Annotated in this window: 20 protein-coding genes; 7 read left to right on the forward strand and 13 right to left on the reverse strand. The window is 65.6% G+C overall.

What is annotated here, in order from left to right; translation table 11 throughout:
• Nucleotides 1-133 precede the first annotated feature (133 nt).
• The 7 genes from AC5RVD_RS04840 to AC5RVD_RS04870 form a co-directional block, all read right to left on the reverse strand.
• On the reverse strand, nt 134-1,333 hold the full coding sequence (locus AC5RVD_RS04840) for a cytochrome P450 (RefSeq protein WP_494122129.1): 1,200 nt from the start codon (nt 1,331-1,333) through the stop codon (nt 134-136).
• Between the two features lie 18 nt (nt 1,334-1,351).
• Entirely contained in the window at nt 1,352-2,332 is a 981-nt protein-coding gene (locus AC5RVD_RS04845; protein ID WP_494126183.1) for a PDR/VanB family oxidoreductase, read from the reverse strand.
• A gap of 151 nt (nt 2,333-2,483) precedes the next feature.
• Nucleotides 2,484-3,278, reverse strand: coding sequence for an IclR family transcriptional regulator (locus AC5RVD_RS04850; RefSeq protein ID WP_494126184.1), 795 nt, complete (start codon nt 3,276-3,278; stop codon nt 2,484-2,486).
• Between the two features lie 91 nt (nt 3,279-3,369).
• The gene (locus AC5RVD_RS04855; protein ID WP_494126185.1) at nt 3,370-4,359 is read right to left on the reverse strand and encodes an ABC transporter substrate-binding protein; all 990 of its coding nucleotides are present in this window, start codon (nt 4,357-4,359) and stop codon (nt 3,370-3,372) included.
• A gap of 45 nt (nt 4,360-4,404) precedes the next feature.
• Entirely contained in the window at nt 4,405-5,250 is an 846-nt protein-coding gene (locus AC5RVD_RS04860; RefSeq protein WP_494126186.1) for an ABC transporter ATP-binding protein, read from the reverse strand.
• A gap of 2 nt (nt 5,251-5,252) precedes the next feature.
• A complete protein-coding gene (locus AC5RVD_RS04865; RefSeq protein WP_494126187.1) occupies nt 5,253-6,038 on the reverse strand; it encodes an ABC transporter permease in 786 nt (261 codons plus the stop codon).
• Nucleotides 6,035-6,745 (reverse strand): ABC transporter permease, encoded by a 711-nt coding sequence (locus AC5RVD_RS04870; RefSeq protein WP_494122135.1) that lies wholly within the window; start codon nt 6,743-6,745, stop codon nt 6,035-6,037. Before AC5RVD_RS04870 ends, AC5RVD_RS04865 begins: the two co-directional genes overlap by 4 nt.
• A gap of 291 nt (nt 6,746-7,036) precedes the next feature.
• On the opposite strand from AC5RVD_RS04870, the gene AC5RVD_RS04875 reads away from it, so the two are divergent.
• From AC5RVD_RS04875 to AC5RVD_RS04895, 5 genes are all read left to right on the forward strand, one after another.
• The gene (locus tag AC5RVD_RS04875) at nt 7,037-7,954 is read left to right on the forward strand and encodes a LysR family transcriptional regulator (RefSeq protein ID WP_494126188.1); all 918 of its coding nucleotides are present in this window, start codon (nt 7,037-7,039) and stop codon (nt 7,952-7,954) included.
• Nucleotides 7,955-7,992: 38 nt separating this feature from the next.
• A complete protein-coding gene (locus AC5RVD_RS04880; RefSeq protein WP_494122137.1) occupies nt 7,993-9,381 on the forward strand; it encodes an MFS transporter in 1,389 nt (462 codons plus the stop codon).
• 422 nt (nt 9,382-9,803) lie between these two features.
• Nucleotides 9,804-12,017, forward strand: coding sequence for a choline BCCT transporter BetT (betT, locus tag AC5RVD_RS04885; RefSeq protein ID WP_494126189.1), 2,214 nt, complete (start codon nt 9,804-9,806; stop codon nt 12,015-12,017).
• Complete coding sequence (locus AC5RVD_RS04890) at nt 12,014-13,510, forward strand: aldehyde dehydrogenase family protein (RefSeq protein ID WP_494126190.1); 1,497 nt, start codon at nt 12,014-12,016, stop codon at nt 13,508-13,510. Before betT ends, AC5RVD_RS04890 begins: the two co-directional genes overlap by 4 nt.
• The gene (locus AC5RVD_RS04895) at nt 13,510-15,150 is read left to right on the forward strand and encodes a GMC family oxidoreductase (protein ID WP_494126191.1); all 1,641 of its coding nucleotides are present in this window, start codon (nt 13,510-13,512) and stop codon (nt 15,148-15,150) included. Before AC5RVD_RS04890 ends, AC5RVD_RS04895 begins: the two co-directional genes overlap by 1 nt.
• Before the next feature lie 127 nt (nt 15,151-15,277).
• Here the strand turns inward: AC5RVD_RS04895 and AC5RVD_RS04900 are convergent, their stop codons facing one another.
• The 3 genes from AC5RVD_RS04900 to AC5RVD_RS04910 all read right to left on the reverse strand — a co-directional run bounded on the left by AC5RVD_RS04900 (nt 15,278) and on the right by AC5RVD_RS04910 (nt 17,054).
• Nucleotides 15,278-15,685, reverse strand: coding sequence for a VOC family protein (locus AC5RVD_RS04900; protein WP_494126192.1), 408 nt, complete (start codon nt 15,683-15,685; stop codon nt 15,278-15,280).
• Between the two features lie 111 nt (nt 15,686-15,796).
• Nucleotides 15,797-16,681 (reverse strand): DNA-formamidopyrimidine glycosylase family protein, encoded by an 885-nt coding sequence (locus tag AC5RVD_RS04905; RefSeq protein WP_494126193.1) that lies wholly within the window; start codon nt 16,679-16,681, stop codon nt 15,797-15,799.
• Nucleotides 16,682-16,760: 79 nt separating this feature from the next.
• Entirely contained in the window at nt 16,761-17,054 is a 294-nt protein-coding gene (locus AC5RVD_RS04910; RefSeq protein ID WP_494112105.1) for an antibiotic biosynthesis monooxygenase family protein, read from the reverse strand.
• Between the two features lie 263 nt (nt 17,055-17,317).
• Here AC5RVD_RS04910 and mdlC point away from each other — a divergent pair, with 263 nt between their 5' ends.
• Nucleotides 17,318-18,919 carry a benzoylformate decarboxylase gene (gene mdlC / locus AC5RVD_RS04915; protein WP_494126461.1) on the forward strand — a complete coding sequence of 534 codons (1,602 nt, stop codon included), beginning with the start codon at nt 17,318-17,320 and terminating at the stop codon, nt 18,917-18,919.
• Between the two features lie 30 nt (nt 18,920-18,949).
• Here the strand turns inward: mdlC and AC5RVD_RS04920 are convergent, their stop codons facing one another.
• The gene (locus AC5RVD_RS04920; protein ID WP_494126194.1) at nt 18,950-19,279 is read right to left on the reverse strand and encodes a cupin domain-containing protein; all 330 of its coding nucleotides are present in this window, start codon (nt 19,277-19,279) and stop codon (nt 18,950-18,952) included.
• A gap of 385 nt (nt 19,280-19,664) precedes the next feature.
• Between AC5RVD_RS04920 and AC5RVD_RS04925 the strand changes: the two genes are divergently transcribed.
• Nucleotides 19,665-21,629: a transglycosylase domain-containing protein gene (locus AC5RVD_RS04925; RefSeq protein WP_494126195.1), complete on the forward strand. Its 1,965-nt coding sequence runs from the start codon at nt 19,665-19,667 to the stop codon at nt 21,627-21,629.
• Nucleotides 21,630-21,681: 52 nt separating this feature from the next.
• Here the strand turns inward: AC5RVD_RS04925 and AC5RVD_RS04930 are convergent, their stop codons facing one another.
• Nucleotides 21,682-22,437 (reverse strand): alpha/beta hydrolase family protein, encoded by a 756-nt coding sequence (locus AC5RVD_RS04930; protein ID WP_494126196.1) that lies wholly within the window; start codon nt 22,435-22,437, stop codon nt 21,682-21,684.
• A 108-nt stretch (nt 22,438-22,545) separates the two neighbouring features.
• Nucleotides 22,546-24,936, reverse strand: a complete 2,391-nt coding sequence (locus tag AC5RVD_RS04935; protein WP_494126197.1) for a bifunctional salicylyl-CoA 5-hydroxylase/oxidoreductase — start codon at nt 24,934-24,936, stop codon at nt 22,546-22,548.
• Between the last annotated feature and the right edge of the window lie 16 nt (nt 24,937-24,952).

A 24,952-nucleotide genomic window follows, 5' to 3' on the forward strand; every position in this document is an offset into this window, starting at 1 on the left:
GTCCGGAGGCGGGAAGTGGCGGGGGGCCTGGCTCTGGGCAGCGGCGGGGAGCTCCGCTGTTGGGAGTGGCGGGGCTCCTCGCAGGGGCGAACTGCCGGAACCGTGCGGACGCGGCAGACGCCGCCAGGCAGAGTCAGGCTGCGGTGATGCTCACGGGCAGGGACTCGAAGCCACGGAGCACGTTGTGCACGATGGGCACCGGTGCGCCTGCCGGCTCGATCGTGGCGATCCGCTGGAGCAGTTCCTGCAGGACGATCTCCATCTCAAGCCGGGCAATCGGCTGGCCGACGCACTGGTGCAGGCCCATGCCGAAAGCGACGTGTCCGGACGAGCTGCGTTCGAAACTGAACGAATCGGCGTCGTCCCCCCACTTGCGCGGATCCCGGTTGGCTGCCCCGATGAAGACCAGGACCTTGGAACCGGCCGGGATGCGTACACCGCCCAAGGTGGTGTCCACGGTGACGGTGCGGTGGAACTTTTGGAACGGTGATTCCAGCCGCAGCGCCTCGTCGATGGCGAACTTGGCCATGGTGGGGTTCTCGCGCAGCTTGGCCCACACGTCTGGGCTGCGGGACAGTACGGACAGGGTATTGCCGATGCCGAACACCGTCGTGTCTACCCCGGCGGACAACAGCGCGCGCACCAGCAGCGTTGCTTGCTGTTCCGTGATCAGCCCTTCGCCGACCTTGTCCCAGATGCGGGCGCCGAAACCGACATCGTCGAGGGATTCCCGGGCGCAGCTCTTCATCACGGCGGCCGCGTGCTCGTCACCGTGGGCAAATGCCTGCTGGAAGATGTAGTTCTCCGGTCCGAACGCGTTGAACACCATGTTGCCGTAAGGCAGCAGGTGCTCACGGCCTTCGTCCGGAATGCCGACGGCGTCGGGGAAAACTCGCAGCGGATATTTTTCAGCGAGATCCTTCACGATATCGAACCCCGGGCGCCGGGCCAGGTCGGCGGCCAGCTCCTCTGCCGGGGGCGTAAAGGGAGCGCGCAGCGCCCGCACGGTGCCGGGATTGATGACGCCGGTCAGCGCCCGGCGCATCACGGTGTGGATCGGCGGGTCCGACTCGAGGATGCTCGGCGGCCGCCACCCCTCGTCCTTGCGAATGTCCCGGGGACCGAGGCCACCGGAGGAGCAGTACGTCTCAAAATCAGTGAGGACCTCGTACACTTCCTCGTAGCCGGCGACCGCGTAGCTTCCGGCGGATTCAAGCCAGGTAACGGCCCCGGCATCGCGCAGGCGGGTAAGGAACGGGTACGGGTCCGTGATGACTGCCGGGCTGAATGGATCCTCAGCGATGACTGCGGGTTCGTGCGATGTGATGGTCATGATTTGCTCCTGGAACGGTCAGAGGTCGAGGACGAGCCGGTTACAGCCGGCAGCTGCACGGGAGACGCAAACCAGCATGATCTCGCCGGCATCCTTGTCTTCCTGGGTGAGGACGGCATCGCGGTGCTCCGGCTCGCCGGAGACGATCCGCGTTTCGCAGGTTCCGCATAACCCCGCGCGGCAACTCGACAGCACCCGGGCCCCGACCTGCTCCACTGCCTCCAGGATCGTCTGGTTGGCCGCCACTGTGACGGTACCGCCAGTGCGGGCGAGCTCGACGTCGAACGGTTCGGCGTTGGCACCGGCGCCGAGGGAATCCGCGACAAACCGCTCGGTGTGCAGGGCCCCCGGCGGCCAGCCCATGCAGAAGTCTTCGACCGCGTTGAGCATCCCTCCGGGGCCGCAGGCGTAGACGAGCATGTGGGCCCGCGGCATTCCCAGGATTTTCTGCAGGTCCATGCGGCCGTCAGTGTCCTCGGCCACGATGCGCACGCGCTCCTCGCCGTATTGAGCGACCAAGCGGTCGGCGAAGGCCATGGTGTCCCGGCTGCGCCCTCCGTAGTAGAGCACCCATTCCCGGCCAGCAGTCTCCGCTGCCTCGATCATCGGGATGATGGGTGTGATGCCAATGCCGCCCGCGAGAAACAAGTACTTGCGTGAATCTGCCAACGGAAAATTGTTGCGCGGGGCCGAGATGGCCAATGGCGCCCCGGCGGCAAGTTTTTCATGCACATGCTGTGAGCCGCCCCTTGAGTCCGGTACGCGGAGCACTCCGATGCGCAAGGTGTTGAGGTCGTTGGGCGTCGAGCACAACGAATACTGCCGAATCAGCCCCTCCTCCAGAAACACGTCAATGTGAGCTCCGGGTTCCCAGGGGGAGAAGGGCTGGCCGTCGGTGCGGCGAAGCACCAGGGAGGCAACACCGTCGGCAACGTGTTCCACGGCCTCGATGGTGGTGTCAATGATCGCTGGAGCCATCACTGGGGCAGTGGTTGTCATGCTGTACCGCTCCTAGATATTGGGTAATTCGCGCCTGCCCCGCAGTGCGGGTGAGGCAGTGATCACCATGCTAGGTGCGCGGCGCCACAGTCCCCTGCGCCCTTTCCGGCCAATGGAAAACGGTACGGCAGTCGGAGGCAGCAAGCTCCCGTCAGTACCCGCTGCCGACAGCAAGCCGGCGGGCGATGCTCCGTGCGGCAATCCGAAGCACCGGAACCACGGATCCAACGGACGGCGGTCCTCCCTGGGCGACTACACCCAGGGCCGCGGTGCACGTGCCGTTGGGCGTCAGGACCGGCACGGCCACGGCAAAGTTGTCCAAGCCGGCTTCTTCGTTCGTGGTCGCGAAGCCGCGGGAGCGAACCCGTTCCACCTCGGTTTTCAGCGCCATCGGATCAGTGATGGTGTGTGCGGTCTGGGCCTCCATCCGCCGTCCGGGTATCTCCCGAACGTGCTCGGGTCCGAAGGCCAGAAAGACCTTGCCCGCGGCGCTGGCATGCAGTGGCATGCGCGCCCCGACCCTGCGGAACGGCAGACCCGCCCTGGTTCCTGAGATCCGTTCCAAGAGCAGCGCCTCTTCGCCGTCGAGAATGAAGAGATTGACCACGTTCTGGGTGACGAACAGGACGTCCTGCATATAGGGGGCAGCCAATTCGGTAATGTTCTGCCGCACCGGCGCCAGCAGGCCCAGCCTCCAGATCCGGTGTCCGACTACGTACGCGCTGCCGACGCGTTCCAAAGCCCCCCAGGCCACCAGCTCGTTCGCCAAGCGGTGCGCGGTGGCCACGGGCAGGCCAGCGCGCCGGGCCATCTCACTGAGCGAATGCCGGCTGTTTTCGGGGTCGAAGGTTGCCAACAGCGACAAGGCCTTGGCTGTCACCGTATTCTGCGGCTCCGGCGCTTCGGCGTCCGTCGGCTTCGGCCGGCGTGGGTATGGATTGGCCAAGAAACCTCCTCCGGCGGCGTCCCGGCGATCGCATGTTTTCGAACAGAACCCGGCCGGACGCACGTGCACGCCCGGCCGAGAGGTTCCGAATCTACTTCAGGATCGAGCCCTCGACGTCCACGTCGGTGGTCAGGAAGCCGTTTTCCTTCATCTTAGCCGCCAGGACTTTCATGCCTTCGATGTTGAAGTCCGTCTCGTACGCGGGCAAATTGACGCTTTCCGCCGTGGATTCTGCCATGCCGCCGTGCTCTACCAGAGCGGCACGGAGTACCGATGCGTCCTGGGAGATTAGGTCGTTTGCCTTCGCCACCGCGTCCCGGAAGCCAGCCATGGCCCCGGCATTCTCGGCGGCGAATTGCTTCGACGCGAAGTACAGTGTGTGGGTTGTTCCAGCGGGGTAAACATCCGTGTAGAGCGGGGAGATGCTCTTGGCCCCTGCCTCAAGGCTCTGTGACATGAAGGGCTCCACCGGAAGGATCGCATCCACCCTCTTCTGCTCCAGTGCGGCCAGCATGTCGGTGAACGGCATGGCAACGAACTTCACAGCGTCCACATCGCCACCGTCGGCAGCGATGCGGGCAGCCGCGGCGACGTGAGGCAAGGAGCTCAGCGCATTCACCGCGACCGTCTTGCCCTCGAGGTCGCTCGGAGACGTGATCGCACTGTCGGCAGCCACCATAAACGCTCCGGTGTCTTCGCCCGCCACCGACGTCGTGTTGCCGGCGTTGGCGACGGCGGTAAGGGGAATGTTCTTCTCGATAGCGGTAAGGAAGGGCGGCGTAGCGGCAGTTCCGATGTTCAACTGTCCGTTGAGAACTGAAGGAACGATCGAGGCAGCATTCGACATGGATTCAATGGTGACATCCAGTCCTGCCTCATCGAAGAACCCCTGGTCTTCCGCGACGTAGACCGGGAAGAATTCGGCTACCGGAATCAGCCCGACCTTGATCTCGGTGGCAGTAGCTCCCCCGGCGGCGGCAGTGGAATCGCCGGCCGGTGCCGAACCGCCGCAGCCAGTTAGGAAAAGCGACAGTGCTGCTGCGGCGGATGCCGCAGCGAAGGATGTCTTGGTTACTCGCATGGGAATGTAATCCTCTCAGGACGTGATGTTGGGTCGGCGTTTCCGTTAGGCGTCGGCGCGGTTGCGCACGGCGTTGGACTTTGCAGCCTGGATTTGTTCGAACACGAAGGAGCGAAGCTCGGCGAAGCGCGGTTCCCGCTTTGTCTCTACCTGGTGACGGGGGCGCGGCAAGTCGACAGAGATGTTGTGGCTGACACTCGTCGGAGCTCCGGACAGGATGATGACGCGGTCCGCGAGATAGACGGCCTCGTCGATATCGTGCGTGACAAACAGGACTGTCGTGTTGTACTTGGCACGGATCTCCAGGACCAGGTCCTCCAGGTCGATCCGCGTCTGGGCGTCAACTGCCGCGAACGGTTCGTCCATCAGCAGCACGTCCGGCTGGTAGGCGAGCCCGCGCGCGATGGCTGCACGTTGCTGCATGCCGCCGGACATCTGCCATGGGTACAAGTGGCCCTTGCCTGCCAGTCCCACACTTTCGAGTGCCTCCTCGATGCGGGCATCCCGTTCCCCTTTAGGGAACTTGTTGCGCAGCGGCAAGGCAATGTTGCGGCGAACGGTCATCCACGGCAGCAGGCTTCGGCTGTAGTCCTGGAAAACGACGGCGAGCTTGGCCGGCGGTTCAACGACTTCCTCGCCTTCGAAGACTGTGCTGCCGGCGGTGGGCTTGAGGAGGCCGGCGATGCACTTGAGCAGCGTTGTTTTGCCGGAACCGGATGGGCCGACAACGCAGACGAATTCACCGCGGCGGACCTCGAAATTGACCCCGTCGAGGATGGGAACGGCTGAGTTGCCCGTTCCGTAGGACTTACGCAGGTCGCGGAGTTCGACGACGGCCTGCTCCGGCTGGCGCCCGAGCTCAACCGATGCTTCGGTGGTTGATTCTTGCATTTTCATTCTCCTCCTGCGGCACGGCGTATGCCGTGCTGCCAGCTCAGAACGCGTTTCTCGACGGCGAGAAAAACGAGGGTGGACAGGTAGCCGATAACACCCAAAACCAGGGTGCCCGCCCACGTTTCGGCCACGGCAAAGGTCTGTTGTGAATTGAGCACGTAGTAGCCCACTCCGCTGACGGCCGCGACCATCTCGCTGACGACGATGAGGATGATCGAAAGCTGCAGCGTGGTGCGCAACCCGGCGAAGATCTGCGGGGCAGCGTTGGGAAGCACCACGGACAGCAGCCGCTGTGTGAAAGTAAGGCGGTAGCTGCGCGCCATGTCCGCCACCTGGCCGTCCAGGCTGCGGACGCCGTCTGCCGTGTTGAGCACGGTGGGCCAGATGGCGCCCATGACGATGATGGCGACGTTCATGGTCCCGGTGATGCCGAAGAACAGCAGTCCAATCGGCAGCAGAACAGGTGGCGGAAGCGATCGAAGGAACTGGACGACGGGCTCGGCGGCTTCCCGTGCCGCTGGTGACAGGCCCAACCAGGTGCCGAGCGCAATACCGCCCAGCGCCGAAATCAGAAATCCCAGGCCGAACTTTCCCAGCGACGGCAGCAGATCGGTGGTAACGCGGCTGCCCAGCCAGTCATGGGCGAAGGTTTCAATGATGGTGGCCAACGGCGGGAAATAGATGTTCTGGCTGCCAGCAGAAGTGAACCACCACGCGACAACGAGCAGGACGGGGAGCCACAGTCGCAGAGCAGCGGTGCGCAGGACTGGAAGTGTGCGGTTCATCGCTCGGCATCCTTTCGCTGGGAGGGGTGCCAGAAGAGCAGAGGACGTTCTGCCGCGGCGAAGGCGAAATTAATGAGCAAACCGAGTAGTCCAGTGGTCAGGATGAGGGCATACATGGCGGGTAGGTTTCCGGAGGACTGAGCGATCATGATGTCGCGGCCGAGGCCGGCCGCGCCGCCGATCAACTCAGTCACGACCGAGACCACGACGGCGATGGAAGCGGAAACGCGCAGCCCGGTGGCCGCGAAGGGCAGCAGGCTCGGAACCACTATCCGGCTGGTGGTCAGCCAGGCCTTCAGCCGGTAACTGCGGGCCATGTCCAGGGCGACGTGATCGACCTGTCCGATGCCGTAAACCATTTGGGTCAGGAACGGCCACAACGCACCGAAGCATATGAGCGTGAGCTTCATCGTCTCTGACGGCCCCCAGAGCAGCAGTCCCAGCGGGATCATCGCGACCGGCGGTATGGGCTTCAGGAACTCGATCACGAGCCAGGTGGATTCGCGGGCGAAACGGCTCAGTCCAATGGCCAAGGCCAGCGGTACCGCAATGAGGACTACTATTCCCAATCCGCCGAGGGCGCTGGCCAAGGTGTGGCCCACCGCTGTCCAGAAGGCGGGTGCGGCGGCGAGCGCCGGCCAGGCGGCCAGCACGTCGCTGGCTGGAGGCAGCGAAGCTGCCGGCATCAGTCCGGTGCGCGAAGCCACCTCCCAGATGAGGAGGAGGGCGGCAACGGTGGCGGCGCCGCGCCACGGCAGTCGGCGGGAAGTGCCCCGCCTGAGTAAGCGCGGCCGCCCAGCGACCGGTTCCGGTCCACCGACCGCCCGGCCTTTCGCCGGATGCCGCGTGGAAGCGTCGGCAACAGAGAATGTCACGGCGTGTCCTTAAGGATTAAAGAGAGGAGCCCAAGAGTTCCAGAGACTTGCAGATCCAAGTGTGATTCGTCACTCACTCATTCGTCTATTATTTTTTAGGCCGGGGTGACATATATTCCATATATGGAACTGCGCCAGCTTGAGTACTTCCTTCGGGTCGCCACCGAAGGGTCTATTTCCCGCGCTGCGGAGTCGCTCCACATGACCCAGCCACCCCTGTCCATTTCAATCGCCAAACTGGAGGCAGACCTAGGCCGCCCCCTGCTGGCCCGCGAGTCCAGAGGGGCCCGGCTGACGGAAGCTGGCTCTCATTTCGCGGAGGAGGCCGAGCGGATCCTTCAGGATCTGTACCAACTGCGGGATGACATGCGCAACGGCGTCATCGGCACGAGTGGCCGATTGTCCATCGCTTCAGTCCCCACCATTACGTGGTTCCTTCTTCCGCGGCTGCTCCGGAAATTCGTCTCAGACTCCCCCACTACCGACATCACCGTGGCAGATCCACCCCCCGCCAAAGTTCTCGAGATGGTGCTGTCCAACGAGGCGGACGTCGGCCTGATCGCAACACTCAGCTGCGAGCAATTGCAAGATTCCTATCGCTCTTCGCTGCACGTTCTTCACGCCGGAGATCTTCCAATGCTGCTGGCCTTGCCGCCATCGTTCTCGGATGCGCCACAGCGGCTTAGTCTGGCCGAACTGCATGGCCAGACCTGGATCATGCCGCGCAGGTCGCTCCGGATCCGCGGATTGCCGGAGCTCTTCGATACGCTGTGGGACCGGTTGGGCCTCACCCCGCCGCAGACGCGGAGGGTGGCAACGCTTCAGACGGCCATTCCCTTGGTGGCATCCGGCCTGGGCGTTTCCCTCGTACCTGATTCCGTGCGCGGCATGGGGACGACGCCGGTCGTCCTCCGGGAGCTGGCAGACGATATTCCGCCGTTGCAGGCCGCCGCCCTCTGGTCCAGCGAGCGCCAGCCCAGCCACGTTGTTGACTTACTCGTGAGTATCCTGCGCGAGGGAGGACTCGGCACCAGCAGCTGACCCGGTTTCAACACCGCGGGCCGCCCTCGCGCCTTCCATTGGACGGAAATCCTCCACTGGGCGCGCGCCGCCTGCGGCAAACTGGTGGTCAGACCATCCCAAGGAGCTTTATCTTGCCGCAGCCGCCCCCACGCACCGGCCACGCGCAGGCGTCGGGGCTGGCTGTGGGTGGGCTTGTCCGCACCGAAGGCAACATCGGGTGGATCGTCGTCGTTCTCGCCGGCATTGCGGCTGCGACCCACATTTGGAAGCTGCCGAATGCCCTGGCGGCCATCCAAGCCGAACTTGGCATCTCGCTGGTCCTCGCCGGCCTTCTCGTGGGGATCATCCAGGTGGCAAGCATGCTCGGGGGCCTTCTGGTCGCTTGGTCGGGTGAAGTCTTCGGGCTCCGTCGCCTGCTGATCCTCGGCCTCCTGCTTCTGGCCGGCGGTTCCCTGCTCGGCGCGGCGGCACCCAGCGCCGCGGTTCTCATGGTTTCGCGGACCGTGGAAGGCGTCGGGTTTCTGCTTTGCACAGTGTTGGCACCTCCTCTGATCCAGCGGAGTTGCGCTCCGGAACGCATGAATATCGCCATGGCGAGCTGGGGTGCCTTCCAGGGCACGGCTGCGTTGCTCGGCTTTTCCACCGCTGCACTGGCACTGCAAGCCATGGACTGGCGCGCGTGGTGGATTGTCATGGCGGCCCTTGCTCTGGCCCCGGTAATCCCGGTGCTTCGCTGGGTTCCACGGGACCCACGTGCCGTTATGACAGGGGGCAGCATTGCCGAATCGGGTCGACGCATCCGCGCCACCTTGCGCCACCAAGCACCGTGGACTGCCGGCGCCGTCTTCGCTTGCTACACCGTCCAATGGATGGCGGTCATGGGGTTCCTCCCGTCGGTCTACAGCGCAGCCGGACTCGACAGGCCTTGGCCTGGCCTGCTGTCCGCGGCCGTGGGAGGCGTCAACGCCATCGGCGCGCTGGCATCGGGGCTGCTTTTGCAACGCGGCTACCGCCCAAGAGCCCTGCTGATGGTTACGTTCGGCACCATGGCGGTCACCTCGGTGGCGATCTTTGCCGTGCCATGGCCGGCAGGATCTCCCGGCCTCGCGGGGCAATTCACCTTCGCCATGATCTTCTCGCTGGTCGGCGGCATGGCGCCTGCCATCCTGACCCGCGTCGCTGTGGGGCTCGCACCGCCCGATGGGTCTGTTCCCGCCGTCATCGGTTTGATGCAGCAAATCTTCAACGTCGGAAATTTCGCCGGTCCGCCGCTCATGGCGTGGATAGCAACAATATCCGGAGGGTGGCATTCGACGTGGTGGATGACGTGCGCTTTCGGCCTGCTGGGGGCCATGTTGACCTGGCAATTGACGCGTGCCGCAGGCCAACGTCGGGGACGTGGCATCAACGTCTCAGTAGCTCGCGAAGGCTTGTTGGAAAAGTGAACGTGTCGCATGGCGCGGCCGTCCCGGCTAACCCCATTACCGCCCCACCAAGCGGTCCGCTCTGAACAGGACCCCGAGTATGGGATGTCCAGCCAGCATGTACGACGACGGCGCCTAAGAAGGCCTGAAGAGTAGGGCGGAGACTCGACAGGATGGCCGCACGCGAACTGACCGCGAACAGGCGTGCGGCACCTGCCTGTGGCGCGCCCGAACTTCCCTTACCCTCCCGTAAACAGAACACGCGGGGAGATAGGCGTGAGTCTCCCCACTTAACCGGGTAACCTTCCTCACTTAATCCATGTGCTATACGCGCGCAGGCCGCCTAATTCCTGCTCTTGCTAGCGTCGAGAGTTGCCCTCACCCGGCGAAGACAACAGCGAGACCGCCACCAGCACTCCTACGATGCGAGGTACGAGACCGATATGAGTACGCCGCCCGAAACCGGCGAGCCCACGCTCGACGACGAACACAGTAAGCGCTCGGCGCCCGGATCCGCTCCGTCGGAGCCTCCCCCCGGCACCGACGCCGCACCCGAGCCGCGGACACGGGTCAACTGGACCGTCTTCATCGGCTCCGCGGCAGGTGTCATCGGCATTGCGTTGTGGGCCATCCTCGACCGGGAGTCGGCAGACGCGGTGATCGGAACCGCCGTGGCATGGGTGGGCGAGACCTTCGGCTGGTGGTACTCGCTGATCGTCGTTGCGGTCCTGGCCTTCGTCCTCTTCGTGGCCGTCTCCCGGGTGGGCAAGACCCGGCTGGGGCCGGACCATTCGCGCCCGACCTTCAACATCTTCACGTGGACGGCGATGCTCTTCGCCGCGGGCATCGGCATCGACCTGATGTTCTTCTCGGTTGCGGAGCCGGTCACCCAGTACCTGGCTCCGCCCACGGGTGACGGCTCCACCGTCGAGGCCGCCCGGCAGGCCGTGGTCTGGACCCTGTTCCACTACGGCATTCTCGGCTGGGGTCTCTACGCCCTGATGGGGCTGGCACTGGGCTACTTCGCCTTCCGGCACAACCTGCCGCTGAGCATCCGCTCGGCGCTCTACCCGATCCTGGGCAAGCGCATCCACGGACCGGTGGGACACGCCGTCGATATTGCCGCCATGCTCGGCACCATCTTCGGCATTGCCACCAGCCTGGGCATCGGCGTCGCTCAGCTCAACTACGGCCTGAGCTTCCAGTTCGGCATCCCGGAGAACACGGTGGTGCAGATCGCCCTCATCGCCGTCGCGGTGCTGATGGCGACTATCTCGGTGCTCACCGGGATTGAGAAGGGCATCCGCCGGCTGTCCGAACTCAACGTCGTCCTGGCGATCTCCCTGATGGTCTTCATCCTGATCACCGGCTCCACCCGGTTCCTGCTGGACGGGATCGTGACCAACATCGGCGACACGCTCTCCCGCTTCCCGTCGATGGCCCTGGACACCTTCGCCTACGACCGGCCCGACGACTGGCTGAACGGCTGGACGCTGTTCTTCTGGGCCTGGTGGATCGCCTGGGCGCCCTTCGTGGGCCTGTTCCTGGCGCGCATCTCGCGGGGACGCACGCTGCGCGAATTCGTCATCGGCGTGCTGGTGGTGCCGTTCGCGTTCATCCTGCTGTGGATCTCGATCTTCGGCAACAGCGCCCTCGAGATCGTGATGGGCGGCAACACCGCCTTCGGCGAGGTGGCCATGAGCCAGCCGGAGCGCGCCTTCTACGGTCTGCTGGAGCAGTACCCGATGGCCCCGCTCAGCGCCGCGATCGCCACGTTCACCGGGCTGCTGTTCTACGTCACCAGCGCCGATTCGGGTGCCCTCGTGATGAGCAACTTCACCTCGTACCTCAAGGACGCCGATTCCGACGGGCCCAAGTGGCTGCGCGTCTTCTGGTCCGTCGCCACCGGCCTGCTGACCCTGGCGATGCTGCTGGTGGGCGGGGTGCCCACGCTGCAGAGCGCCACCGTCATTATGGGCCTGCCGTTCTCGGTGGTGCTGGTCTTCATCATGCTGGGCCTGTACAAGGCGCTGCGGCTGGAGACCGCCCTCGCGGACAGCTACCAGGCCGGCCTGCACGCCGTGCTCAACTCCCGCACCAACGTGCCGCACGGGGCGGACGGCCGCCGCGGCTGGCGCCAGCGCCTGGCCCGGGCCATGAACTACCCGGGCCGCCGGCAGGCCCAGCGCTTCGTGTCCGAGGTCGCCGTTCCCGCGCTGTCCGACGTCCGCGCCGACCTCGCCGCCCGCGGGCTCGAAGCCACGCTGAAGACCAGCACCGTGGAGGCCTTCGGGATCGACACCGCCGACCTCTGCGTGGAGCTCGACGGCGAACGCACCTTCAAGTACCAGATCTACCCGGTACAGAACGACGTCCCGTCCTACGCGCGCTCCTCCGCCGCCGCCGGCAAGTACTACCGGATCGAGGTGTTCTCGCTCGAGGGCAGCCACGGCTACGACCTCATGGGCTACAGCAAGGACGAGGTCATCGCGGACGTGCTGGACCACTACGAGGTGCACCTCGAGTTCCTGCACCAGCACCGCGCCACCCTGCCCTACAGCACCGCCGCGGAAAACGTTCCGCCCAAGGCGGACTGGGAAACCGACTACGACACCGTCGACGAACCCGTCGCCGCACTTCCGAAGGAGACACCATGACCACAACCGCCTCCACCTTGTTCATCAACGGCGCCTGGGAGCCGGCCGCCTCCGGCGCCACCCGCGAGATCCGCAACCCGGCCGACGGCCAGGTCGTGGCCACCGTGTCCGAGGCCGGCCGGGCCGACACCGAACGCGCCATCGCCGCGGCCCGCGCCGCCTTCGACTCCGGCGTCTGGGCGGCCGTCCCGGCGCCCGAGCGCGGCGACTTCCTGCTCAAGGTGGCCGCCGGCCTGCGTGAGCGCCGCGAGGACTTCGCCCGCGCCGAGTCGCTGGACACCGGCAAGCGGATCGTCGAAAGCCGCATCGACATGGACGACATCGCCGCCTGCTTCGAGTACTTCGGCAAGATCGCCTCGCAGCAGGCCGGCCGCGTGGTCGATGCCGGGGACCCCGCCGTCGTCAGCCGCATCGTTCACGAGCCGGTGGGCGTCTGCGGCATGATCACGCCCTGGAACTACCCGCTGCTGCAGGCCGCGTGGAAGATCGCGCCCGCGCTGGCCGCCGGCTGCACCTTCGTGCTCAAGCCCGCCGAGCTCACCCCGTCCACGGCCATCCTGACCATGGAACTGCTCAAGGACCTGGGCCTCCCGGACGGCGTCGCGAACCTGGTGACCGGCCCCGGCGCGGAGGCGGGCGCACCGCTCTCCGAGCACCCCGACGTCGACCTTGTCTCCTTCACCGGCGGCCTGGTGACCGGCAAGGTGGTCGCGGCGGCCGCCGCCGGCACCGTGAAGAAGGTGGCCCTGGAACTCGGCGGCAAGAACCCGAACGTGGTGTTCGCCGATGCGGACTTCGACGCCGCCGTCGACAACGCGCTGAACGCAGCCTTCGTCCACTCCGGGCAGGTCTGCTCCGCCGGCGCGCGCCTGCTGGTCGAGGAGTCTATCGCGGAGCGCTTCGTGGACGAACTGGTCCGCCGCGCCGAGGGCATCCGCCTGGGCGGCCCGTTCGACGAGGCCGCGGAAACCGGGCCGCTGATTTCGGCCGCACACCGGGAGAAGGTAGACGCCTACGTGAAGCGGGGCGTGCAGGAGGGCGCGCGGCTGCGCTGCGGTGGCGCCGCCCCCGAGGGCTCCGAGTACGACGACGGCTTCTACTACCTGCCCACCGTCCTGGACCGCGTAGAGCGGGGGATGTCCGTGGTCGTGGACGAAGCCTTCGGCCCGGTGGTCACCGTGGAGACGTTCCGCGACGAGGACGAGGCCGTGGCCACCGCCAACGACACGATCTACGGCCTGGCCGGAGCCGTCTGGACCCAGGACGCCGGCAAGGCCCAGCGCGTGGCCGGCCGGCTGCGCCACGGCACCATCTGGATCAACGACTTCCACCCCTACCTCCCGCAGGCCGAATGGGGCGGCTTCGGCCAGTCCGGCGTCGGCCGCGAACTCGGCCCCACCGGTTTGGCCGAGTACCAGGAAGCCAAGCACATCTACCAGAACACCAGCCCGCAGGTGACCGGCTGGTTCGCTGACCACGGCAAGGAGAACTAATGCACATCGACAACGTCGAGAACCTCATCGACCGGGTATTCGACTACATCGTCGTCGGCGGGGGATCCGCCGGCGCCGCCGTCGCCGCCCGCCTGAGCGAAGACCCCGCGGTATCCGTGGCGCTGGTCGAGGCCGGCCCCGACGACCGCGGCGTGCCCGAGGTCCTGCAGCTGGACCGCTGGATGGAGCTGCTCGAATCCGGCTACGACTGGGACTACCCGATCGAGCCGCAGGAGAACGGCAACTCCTTCATGCGCCACTCCCGGGCGAAGGTCATGGGCGGCTGCTCCAGCCACAACTCCTGCATCGCCTTCTGGGCCCCGCGCGAGGATCTGGACGAGTGGGAGTCCAAGCACGGCGTCACCGGCTGGAACGCCGAGGCCGCCTACCCGCTGTATAAGCGGCTGGAGACCAACGAGGACGCTGGCCCGGAAGCCCCGCACCACGGCGACTCCGGCCCCGTGCACGTCATGAACGTGCCGCCGGTCGACCCGACCGGTGTCGCGCTGCTGGATGCATGTGAACAGGCCGGCATCCCGCGGGCCAAGTTCAACGACGGCAGCACCGTGGTCAACGGCGCCAACTTCTTCCAGATCAACAGCCGGGCCGACGGCACCCGCTCCTCCAGCTCGGTGTCCTACATCCACCCCATCATGGAGCGCGAGAACTTCACCCTGCTGACCGGCCTGCGGGCCCGCCAGCTGGTGTTCGACGCGGAGAAGCGCTGCACCGGGGTGGACATCGTGGACTCAGCCTTCGGCCGGACGCACCGGCTCTCCGTGCGGCGCGAGGTGGTGCTGTCCACCGGCGCCATCGATTCGCCGAAGCTGCTGATGCTCTCCGGCATCGGCCCGGCGGCGCACCTCGCGGAGCACGGCATCGACGTCGTGGTCGACTCCCCCGGCGTCGGCGAACACCTGCAGGACCACCCCGAGGGCGTGGTCCAGTTCGAGGCGAAGCAGCCGATGGTCCAGACTTCCACCCAGTGGTGGGAGATCGGCATCTTCACGCCCACCGAGGACGGCCTGGACCGGCCGGACCTGATGATGCACTACGGTTCGGTGCCGTTCGACATGAACACCCTGCGGCACGGCTACCCCACCACGGAGAACGGCTTCAGCCTCACCCCGAACGTCACGCACGCCCGCTCCCGCGGCACCGTCCGGCTGCGCAGCCGCGACTTCCGCGACAAGCCCATGGTCGATCCCCGGTACTTCACCGACCCCGAGGGCCACGACATGCGCGTGATGGTCGCCGGCATCCGCAAGGCCCGCGAGATTGCCGCGCAGCCGGCGATGGCCGAGTGGGCCGGCCGGGAACTGTCCCCGGGCATCGAAGCGCAGACGGACGAAGAGCTGCAGGATTACATCCGCAAGACGCACAACACCGTCTACCACCCGGCCGGCACCGTGCGCATGGGGCCGGACGACGACGCCATGTCGCCGCTGGACTCCGAGCTGCGGGTCAAGGGCGTCACCGGCCTGCGCGTCGCCGACGCGTCGGTCATGCCCGAGCACGTGACCGTCAACCCGAACCTGACCGTGATGATGATCGGCGAACGCTGCGCCGACCTCATCCGCGGCGGCCGGGCGGCGGAAACAACGACGGCGACAGTCGGCGCCGGCGCGGCGCAAGCCTGATCTTGCGCAGCGAGGGTGGCGGAAGCAAACCTGCTTCCGCCACCCTCTGCCTAAGACATCCGCCTCAACTGCTACTTCTGAGGATCAGGCTGGTGTCTGACGGCACGAGCCCTTTTGATTGTTCTTGCTACGCGCTATGACGCGAGAGAAACTCGAGCCGATTTCCGTTGTTGTCCCACAGGTAGAACCGGCGCATTCCCGGAAAGTTGTCATCCCACTCGGGGGTATGCCCATGAGCTTCTATTCGCCGGGCCAGTGCATCTATGTCCCGGACGAGGATTCCGGGATGTGCCTTCCGCTGAGGACGGAAATTCTCCTCTACTCCTAGATGAATCTCTAAGTTATCGGAGCGCACCCACAGCCCGCCGCGGGCAGCCAGTATCGGTGGCTTTTGCACCTCCGTGAGCCCGAGGACTTCGACGTAAAACTTTCGGCAATCATCCTCACCACCCGGCGGCAGTGCGAGCTGAATGTGGTGTAACCCGAAACCGAAGTCAGTGGCTTGAGGTTTTGCCTCGTATGGTTCGGTGACCATGCCCCCTCTTTCCCGCAGTACGCGTCGTCCCTGTGAACTTACCGCGGTCGGAGTAACCATCCATCAGGAACACCAGAATTTCTCCGGTATGAACAACGGACCGCAGCAGGTTCACTTCAAGAACTTGGACATGCGCCGGTCGGCCAGCAGCTTCCCGCCCGTCTGGCAGCTGGGACAGTACTGCAGCGAGGAATCGGCGAAGGACACTTCCCGAACCGTGTCCCCGCACACCGGGCAGGGCTCGCCGGTTCGGGCGTGCACGCGCATGGCCTTGCGCTTGGAGTCCTTCAGCTGGCTGGCCGGTCGGCCGGAGGCGTGGGCAATCGCCGACTCGAGCACCTGGTGCATCGCCCAAAACAGGCGCTCCACGTCCTCGGCGTCCAGCTTCGAGGCGTTGGCGAACGGGGAGAGTTTCGCCGCGTGCAGGATTTCGTCGCTGTACGCGTTACCGATGCCCGCGATCGCCGACTGGTCCCGCAGCAGCCCCTTGATCTGGCCCGAGTGCGAGGCGAGCATGCGCGCGAAAGCCGCGTGGTCGACGTCGAGCGCATCGGGTCCCAGCCGCGCGATGCCCGGCACATCCATCGGGTCCTTGACCACGTAGGCGGCCAGTGATTTTTTGGTGCCCGCTTCGGTCAGGTCGAACCCGGGCTGACCCGCGCCGTCGGCCGCGACGAACCGCACGCGCAGCGCAATCGGGCCCTTGCCGGGCCGCAGCGGTTCGGGCTTCAGCGCATCCGACCACCGGAGCCACCCAGCCTTGGCCAGATGCATCACCAGATGCGTCTGCCCCGCGGTGATGACGATGAACTTGCCGCGGCGCGAGACCGCGGACACCGGCTCGGCTGCCATCATCTCCGGCGGCACGTCGGCCGTTTTCAACACGGAAAACGACAGCACCTCCACCTTGGCCACCTGGGCCGGCGGGGCGTCGGGCGGGATGAGCTTCAGCCGCAGGAAGTCGACGAGTCCCTGCACTTCGGGCATCTCGGGCATGCACACACCCTAACCGGTGAACCGCTCGCGCAACATGGCCGTTTGCCGCCATCATGGTCCGGCGGGCCGACCACTGTTGTCAGTCGGCGAGCTCGACAACCTCGAACTCGAGCAGCTCTGAACCACTGGCCACCGGGGCCTTCGAGCCGTGATCGCGTGGGGCACGGTTGTCACGCCAGTTCTCGAAGTCCTCACGCGTGGCCCACTGGGTGTACACGAAGTAGCGGTCTTCGCCCGCGACGGGACGCAGCAACTGGAAGCCCTCAAAGCCCGGAGCAGAGTCGACGGCGTGCTTGCGTGCGGCGAAGCGCGCCTCCAATTCGGTGCCAGAGCCTTCGGGGACCTTGAGAGCGTTAATGACGACAATGGACACGATGCTGCTCCTTTCGGGTCCGAACCGCCCGGACCATCACGCGTCCACGCTATCGCGTCCGGGCCGTCTTGTTGCCGCGCATGCGTACGTTACCGCTGCTACCGACCGGGGGCAGGCTGTCAGGAAGCCGGGGAACCGCGACGTTGGATTTAGTGATTCGCTGCACATAGGCTGCGTCCAAGGGCATGACGCCGGGCCGGCGCGGCCGGTCGCCAGGACTGACCGCCTGGTTCGCGCAGTTGAGGAGCAGACGAGTGACGGAGATGAAGAAGACGGTTCTCGAGGCGACGCTGGAGATGTTCCGCGCACACGGGATGACCACGATTTTCGGCAATCCCGGGTCGAACGAGCTTCCGTTCCTCGCCGGCCTGGGCGGGGACTTCGACTTCGTCCTCGGATTGCACGAGCAGGCGGTCGTGGGCATGGCCGAGGGTTACGCGCGTGCCACCGGCCGGCCGGCGCTGGTGAACCTGCATGCCGCCTCCGGGTCGGGCAACGCCATGGGCTCCCTGACCAACGCCCACTACGGGCACATCCCGATGGTCATCCTTGCCGGCCAGCAGGTCCGCCGCACCGTCGGCCAAGAGGTGATGCTCGCCAGCGCCGACGCCGCGGCCCTGCCGGCGCCTCTGGTCAAGTACTCGCACGAGCCGCTGGCCGCCGCCGACGTGCCGCGCACCCTGTCCCAGGCCGTGTCCGAAACCTGCACCCCGCCCCGCGGCCCGGTCTACGTCTCGGTCCCCCTCGATGACTGGGCCGAGCCCGCCCTCGACGACGACGCCCTGCTCACCGACCGCTCGGTGACTACCGCCGGCGGCCTTACCGAGGACCTGGCCCGGGAACTGATCGCCGCGATCGACGGTGCCAAGAACCCGGCCCTAATCGTGGGCCCGCAGGTGGACGCGGCCGCCGTCGAGGACCCGGGCGTGTTCGATGCCGTGGTGGCCCTAGCGGAGAAGGCCGACGCCTCCGTCTACGTCGCCCCCTCCCCCTCGCGGGGCCCGTTCCCCACCACCCACCCGAACTTTGAGGCGGTCCTGGTCCCGGGCATCAAGTCCGTGCGCGACCGGCTCGCCGGCCACGACGTCGTGCTCGTCCTCGGCGCCGCCGTGTTCAGGTACCACCGCTGGGAGCCGGGCAACTATCTCGAAGCAGGAACCCGCGTCATCCACCTCACCCAGGACCCGCGCGAGGCGGCCCGGGCACCGTTCGGCCGGTCCGTCGTCGCCGACGTGGCAGGCGCGGCCAAAACCCTGGCCGACGGCGTGAGGGACCGCGGCAGGCGGCGCGGCGAACCCGGCTCCCGGCAACTGCCGGCGGCCAAGACCTCCCCGGACGGCATGACCGGCACCGAAATCCTTGAAGTCCTCAACACCCACGTCAACGACACCGTCGCCTACGTTAACGAAACCACCACCCTGGACCTGGACTACCTCGAACGCATCGCGATCGACCGGCCGGGGATGTACCATTTCCCGGCCTCCGGCGGCCTGGGCTTCGGCCTGCCCGCAGCCGTGGGCATGTCCCTAGGCGACCCGGAAAAGACGATCGTCGCGACCGTGGGCGACGGCTCCGCCAACTACGGGATCACCGCCCTCTACACCGCAGCCCGGCAGCAGACACGGACCGTGTTTGTCATCGTCAACAACTCCGGCTACGGCGCCCTCGCCGGCTTCGCCCAGCGCATGGGCGTGCCCGACGTGCCGGGCCTGAAGCTCGGCGGCATCGACTTCGTCTCCATCGCCGAGGGCTACGGCGTCCCCGCCGAACGCACCAGCACCCGCGAGGAATTCGAAGCCGCCTACCAAAAAGCGCTCACCGCCAGCGGCCCGGTCCTGATCGACGCGCACGTGGTCGGCGGCTGACCGCCCGTCGGCCGGGCTACTGTCGACTGTCTACTTCAACTCGATCTCAACGAACACAAAGTCGTCGTCGGACTCGTTGACGACGTTGTGTTCGCTGCCCGCCTCGCGTGTGTAGGAAACGCCTGCGGTCAGCTCGCTGGTCGATTTCCCCTCGGGGGACTCCAAGGTCAGGGCACCGGTGCTCATGGGGACCACGACATAGTCCACGGGATGCACATGCCAACCGGTCTCCGCACCGGGAGCAAACCGCCACTCCGTGACCGTCACTCGGTCATTGTCGATCTGCACGGTGGCCACCGCGGGCGGGCGTCCGCCTGCCGTCTGTTGGTCCACGACATCGGTCTGCACGTCGCGTTGCATCTTTCTCCTTCGGTGAGGAAATGGCTGTTCGTGGCCACCATATCCGGCGTCTGGACCATCCTGCAGCAGCGCTCCACGACGGTGCCCCTCCCCTGGCCAAAACAGGGTAGGCCGGCCTCTACCGAAGGGGCTTTTGAGCTTCTACCATTTTCTCTACTGCTCCATTGCGGGGAAGGAGGGGTGTGGAATCCATCGTCAGGAAATGCTCCCCAACGCCCCGCCCGAAGGCTGCGCGCGGATGCATCCGTCACTTGGATTTCCCGCATAACGCATCATGTGGCCCTTTCGACGAAACAGGTTTCAACAGGTCGATTTCGACGAGCTGATGGCGTCTGCCCGTCGTCCGAAGAAGAAGCTCCGGCGTCGGCGCCTCGACTTGTGGCTGGTGAGCGTTGCCGTGGCGGCCCTAGGGGCCGGGGCGATCGTCGCACCCGCGGCGGTGGGCGTGTCCGCCGTCGGCAATTCCGTCCTGGACATGTGGCAAGACCTGCCGACCGATCTGCCGGTGGAGCGGCCGCTGCCACAGCACACCGTCCTGCTGGACAAGGACGGCAAGGAATTCGCCCGACTCTACAGCGAGAACCGGATCGATGTTGAGCTGGACCAGGTGTCGGAGGCCTTTAAGGAGACCCTGATCAACACGGAGGATGCCCGCTTCTACGAGCACCGCGGGGTCGATCCCCTCGGCATCACCCGCGCGCTGATCAACAACGTCACCAGCCAAGACGTCCAGGGAGCTTCCACCATTACCCAGCAGTTGGTCCAGAACATCCTGGTCAACCATGCCCGCAATGAAGAGGAAGACAAGGTCGCCGTCGGCGATACCTATAATGCCAAGCTCCGCGAGATGAAGTATGCCGTCGCCCTGGAAAAGCAGCTGCCCAAGGACGAGATCCTCACGCGCTACCTGAACGCGGTCTATTTCGGCAACCGGGCCTACGGCGTGGAGGCCGCCGCCCGTGTTTACTTCAGCACGACGGCGGCGAAGCTCGACCACGCGCAATCCGCCCTGTTGGTCGGCCTGCTCAAGGCGCCTGTCACCTACGACCCGTTCACCCAGCCGGACGCGGCCAGCGCGCGGCGGAACACCGTGCTCCAGGTGCTGGAAAAGGAGGGAGTCCTGTCAGCCCGCGAGGCACAGGCCGTCCGCGAGGCCCCTCTTGGCGTAAAGCGCGGCTCGGTGCCGTCCAGCTGCGGCGGGTCCAAGTATCCGTTCTACTGCGAGGTGGTCCGCGAAGAAATCCTGGGCAACCCGGCCTTCGGCAAGACAGCCGACGCACGGCAGGAGCGCTTCTACCTGGGCGGCCTGACACTGACAACGGCGCTGGACCGGAAGGCCGCCGACGCGGCCCAGAAGGCAGTCAAGCGGGCGCTCGGCAACGACAACCGCGCGGCCCTGGGAACCGCGATCGTCCGGCCGGGCAAGGGTCACGTGGTCGCCATCGCGCAGAACCGTGCCTGGGGCGAGGGTGACGGCAAGACCCAGGTTGTCTACGCCAAGCACGCCTTCCAGGTCGGTTCGGCCATGAAGCCAATCGTGCTCGCCGCCGCACTTGAGCAGGGCATCCCAACCTCCCAAAAGTTCAAGGCGGACGGCCCCTACCGCTCAAAGAAACTGGACAATCCGAAGGGCGGCTACATCAACTACGACAACGAGGACTACGGAGTCATCAATGCGTACCAAGCGATCCGTGCCTCGGTGAACATCTACTTCATCAAGCTCGTCGAGCGCGTCGGGGTCGTCAAGGCCGCCGAAATGGCCAACACGCTGGGCATCACCTCCATCGACCCCAAGAAGCTTGGCGGCAGGGAAGGCTCCATTGCCCTGGGCGCCTACGAAGTGAACCCGCTGGAAATGGCCAACGCCTACGCCGCCTTCATGAACGACGGCACGGTGTGCCGCCCCGTCACGGTCATCAAGGCGGTCCGCACCGGCACCAAAGAAGAGCTGCCGGTCCCCGACCCCGGCTGCCACCGCGCCATCGATCCGAAAGTCGCGGACACCGTCGCGGACGTACTCAAGGAACCCTTCAACCCGAGGGGTACTCTGGGACCGCGCCTTGAACTCGACGGCAACCGGGAAGCCGGCGCGAAAACCGGAACCACCAACGACTTCGCGGCCAACTGGATCGTCGGCGGCACTCCCCAGCTCACCGCCGCCGTCTGGCTCGGTGATCCCCGAGGCGGCGCGGAGTACCCGCTCACCCGCCTCACGGCGTACGGCAACACCTACACCGACCTGACCGGCTCCGAAGTCGCTGCCCCGGTCTGGAAGGAAACCATGGACGGCGCACTCAAGGGCGAGAAGAAGGTCCCGCTGCCCGAGGCACACCGCTCGATGACGCGATAGGCGCTGCCTTACCCGCCTTCCTAATCGTGGAACTACTGTTGGGCGACGATGGTTACGGCATCAATGGCACGCGTTCCAACCGTGATCCTTGTTCATCCATCCACGTCAGTACCGTGTCCCAGTGCCCGGCCCGTGGATCGATGAGCTGGACATGGTCCATGCCGGGCTGAACGCATAGTTCGATCCGGGCACCGTGTGTCCGGGCCTGCCGGACGAATTCGCGGGTGTGATCCAGAGGCACGCGGACGTCGGCCTCGCCATGCACCACCAAGGTGGGGATGGGGCGTGGCCGCTGCCGCACCGGCGATGCATCGCGGTACAAATCGTGGCGCCCAGCGCCGTAGTATTCAGCGACGGCACCTTCCGCCAGGTTTTCTTCGTATGTTCGTGCCACGTCCGTCACAGGCGCCAGCGCAACCAGCGCGTCAACTGGCGCGCGGGTAAGCAGGACCAATTGCCCGCCTACCGAATGGCCGATGGCAACCCGCGGTCCGGGCAGCTCCTGCGCCCAGGCACTTTCGGTGACCGCGCGGATTGCCTCGTCGACATCCTCGTGCGGTTCGGGCCACTCGCTCTCCGCCGCTCCGCGCCGGTATTCGATGTTTGCTACCGCCCATCCACGGGAAGTCAGGTCGGCCGCCATTGGCTCCATCAGAGAGGCATCGAATTGCGCACGCCAATAGCCGCCGTGCACCAGCAAAGCTATGCCGACGGGTGTAGCGTGGCCGGCTGGATTGCAGCAAACAACCTGCTGGGAGGCATCCGGTCCGTAGTAGATGGTCTGAATTTCTTCGGCGGTTTTGCTCACTTAACCTTCCCTTTCGGCCTGCTCACGCTGCCGGAATAGCTGCGGATGGCGGCCGGCCCGGGCTGTTGCCCGGGCCGGCCGCCATCAATCACCAGTCGCCAGGCGACCTTAGCCCGCCAGTGCAGGCTCAGCCGGACGCAATGGCTTCCAGCGTAGATGCGAGTTGATCGCTGGCACGTTGTCCTCGCGCACCAGGGACAGCCGCGGGCGGACCGCATCCGTGCGCGCGCTTGGCGGTTTGCGCCGTCCGGCCCGGAATTGTGGAATCCACGCAACGCCGTCGCCCCGGTAGTTTTGCTCCGCAGCTGCGTGCAGCGTCCAGTGCGGGTCATACAGGTGTGTCCGTCCCAGAGCGATCAGGTCGGCGCGTCCGGCCAGCAGGATCGAGTTCGCGTCGTCGTAGGTGGAAATCGCCCCCACCGCGATAACAGCGATGCCCGCGGGGACTGCGACTTCCTGACGGATTCGGTCCGCGTACGGCGTCTGGTAGCTGCGACCGAACTGAGGCTTCTCCCCCTTGGCGATCTGGCCGGTGGATACATCGATTCCATCGGCGCCGTGGACCGCAAACGCCTTGGCAATCTGCACAGCTTCATTCAGCGTATTGCCGCCCTCGATCCAGTCTGTCGCGGAGATGCGTACCGTCAGCGGTTTCTCCGCCGGCCACGCAGCCCGCACCGCGTCGAAGACCTCCAGCGGGAAGCGCAGCCGGTTGTCCACACTGCCGCCGTACTCGTCCGTTCGGTGGTTGGCCACCGGAGACAGGAATGAGGAGAGGAGGTAGCCATGCGCCGCGTGTACTTCCAGGAGGTCGAATCCGGCCTCGTCTGCCCGCTGTGTGGCGGCGACAAAGTCTGCCACGACCTTATCCATCTGGGCACGATCCATTTCCCGGGGAACCTGGTTGTCCGGTCCGTAGGGCAGCGGCGATGGGCCGATGACCTCCCAGTTACCCGATTCCAGCGGCTGATCGATGCCTTCCCACATCAGCTTCGTTGACGCTTTGCGGCCGGCGTGGCCGATCTGGGCGCCGATCTTGGCGTCGGAATGCCCGTGGACGAACTCGGTGATGTCTTTCCATGCGTCGCGCTGTTCGTCCGTGTAGAGCCCGGTGTCGCCCGGGGTAATACGGCCTTCTGCCGAGACGCACACCATCTCCGTCATGACGAGGCCGGCGCCGCCCATGGCCTTACTGCCCAGGTGCACCTTGTGGAAGTCCGCCGGCATCCCATCGATGGCGGAGTACATGTCCATTGGCGAGACCACGATGCGGTTCTTCAGCTCCAGGCCGCCGATGCGGTACGGCTGGAACATAGCCGGCGCGACCGATTCCAGACCCTGCGAGCTGGCAAAGTGTTCCTCCACCTTCAGTGCGAATTCGGGGTCCCGCAACCGCAGGTTGTCCTGCGTGATGCGCCGACTGCGGGTGAGCAGGTTGAAGGTGAACTGGACCGGGTCCTGCCCGGTGTATTGGCCCACGCGTTCGAACCACTCGAGTGACGCCTGCGCGGCGCGTTGGGTAGATTCCACCACTGGCCGCCGCTCGGTTTCATAGGCTTCCAGCGCCGTCTCCAGATCCTGGTGTTCGTGGAGGCATGCCGCCAGGGCCAAGGCATCTTCCATGGCCAGTTTTGTGCCGGAGCCGATGGAGAAGTGTGCGGTGTGCGCAGCGTCGCCGAGCAGCACCACGTTGCTGTGCCGCCAACTGCTGTTGCGGACGGTGGTGAAGTTCAGCCACTTGGAATTGTTGGCCAGTACCTGATGGCCCTCGAGCTCGTCAGCGAATATCTCCCGAATCTTCGCGATCGCTTTCTCATCGGAGACGCCGGGGGCAAATACCTCGTTCTCGGTTTCATCGAAGCCGGCAGCGCGCCAGACGTCTTCGGGCATTTCCACGATGAACGTGGAGCCCTGATCGGAGAACGGGTAGCCGTGGATCTGCATGACCCCGTGCTCGGTCTCTTTGATAAAGAACTTAAAGGCTTCGAAGACTAGATCGGTACCCAACCACATGAATTTGTTCGGCCGCGGGTCCAGATTGGGGCCGAACGATTCGGCGTACTTCGAGCGGATCTGGGAGTTTACCCCGTCTGCTGCCAGCACCAGGTCATAGCCGGCTTCGAGTTCCTCCACCGGGGGTGCCAGGGTTGAGAAGCGCAGGTCCACACCGAGTTCCGCACAACGGTGCTGCAGCAGTTCGAGCAGTTCTTTACGGCTCATGGCAGCGAAACCTTGGCCGCCCACGGCGATGATTTCGCCCTGGTAGTGAATGTCGATGTCGGACCAGCGGGCGAATCGGCGGCTCATATACTCGGCCACCACCGGATCCGCGTTGCCGATCCCGCCCAGGGTTTCGTCCGAAAAAACCACGCCGAAACCGAAGGTGTCATTAGCCGCGTTGCGCTCCCAGACAGTCACCTCGTGCGCCGGGTCCAACTGCTTCATCAGGGCTGCGAAGTACAGGCCGCCGGGGCCGCCTCCCACAATTGCGATTTTCATGTCTGTTGTCCTTCCG

This window comes from Arthrobacter sp. THG-b23 (assembly GCF_059091265.1).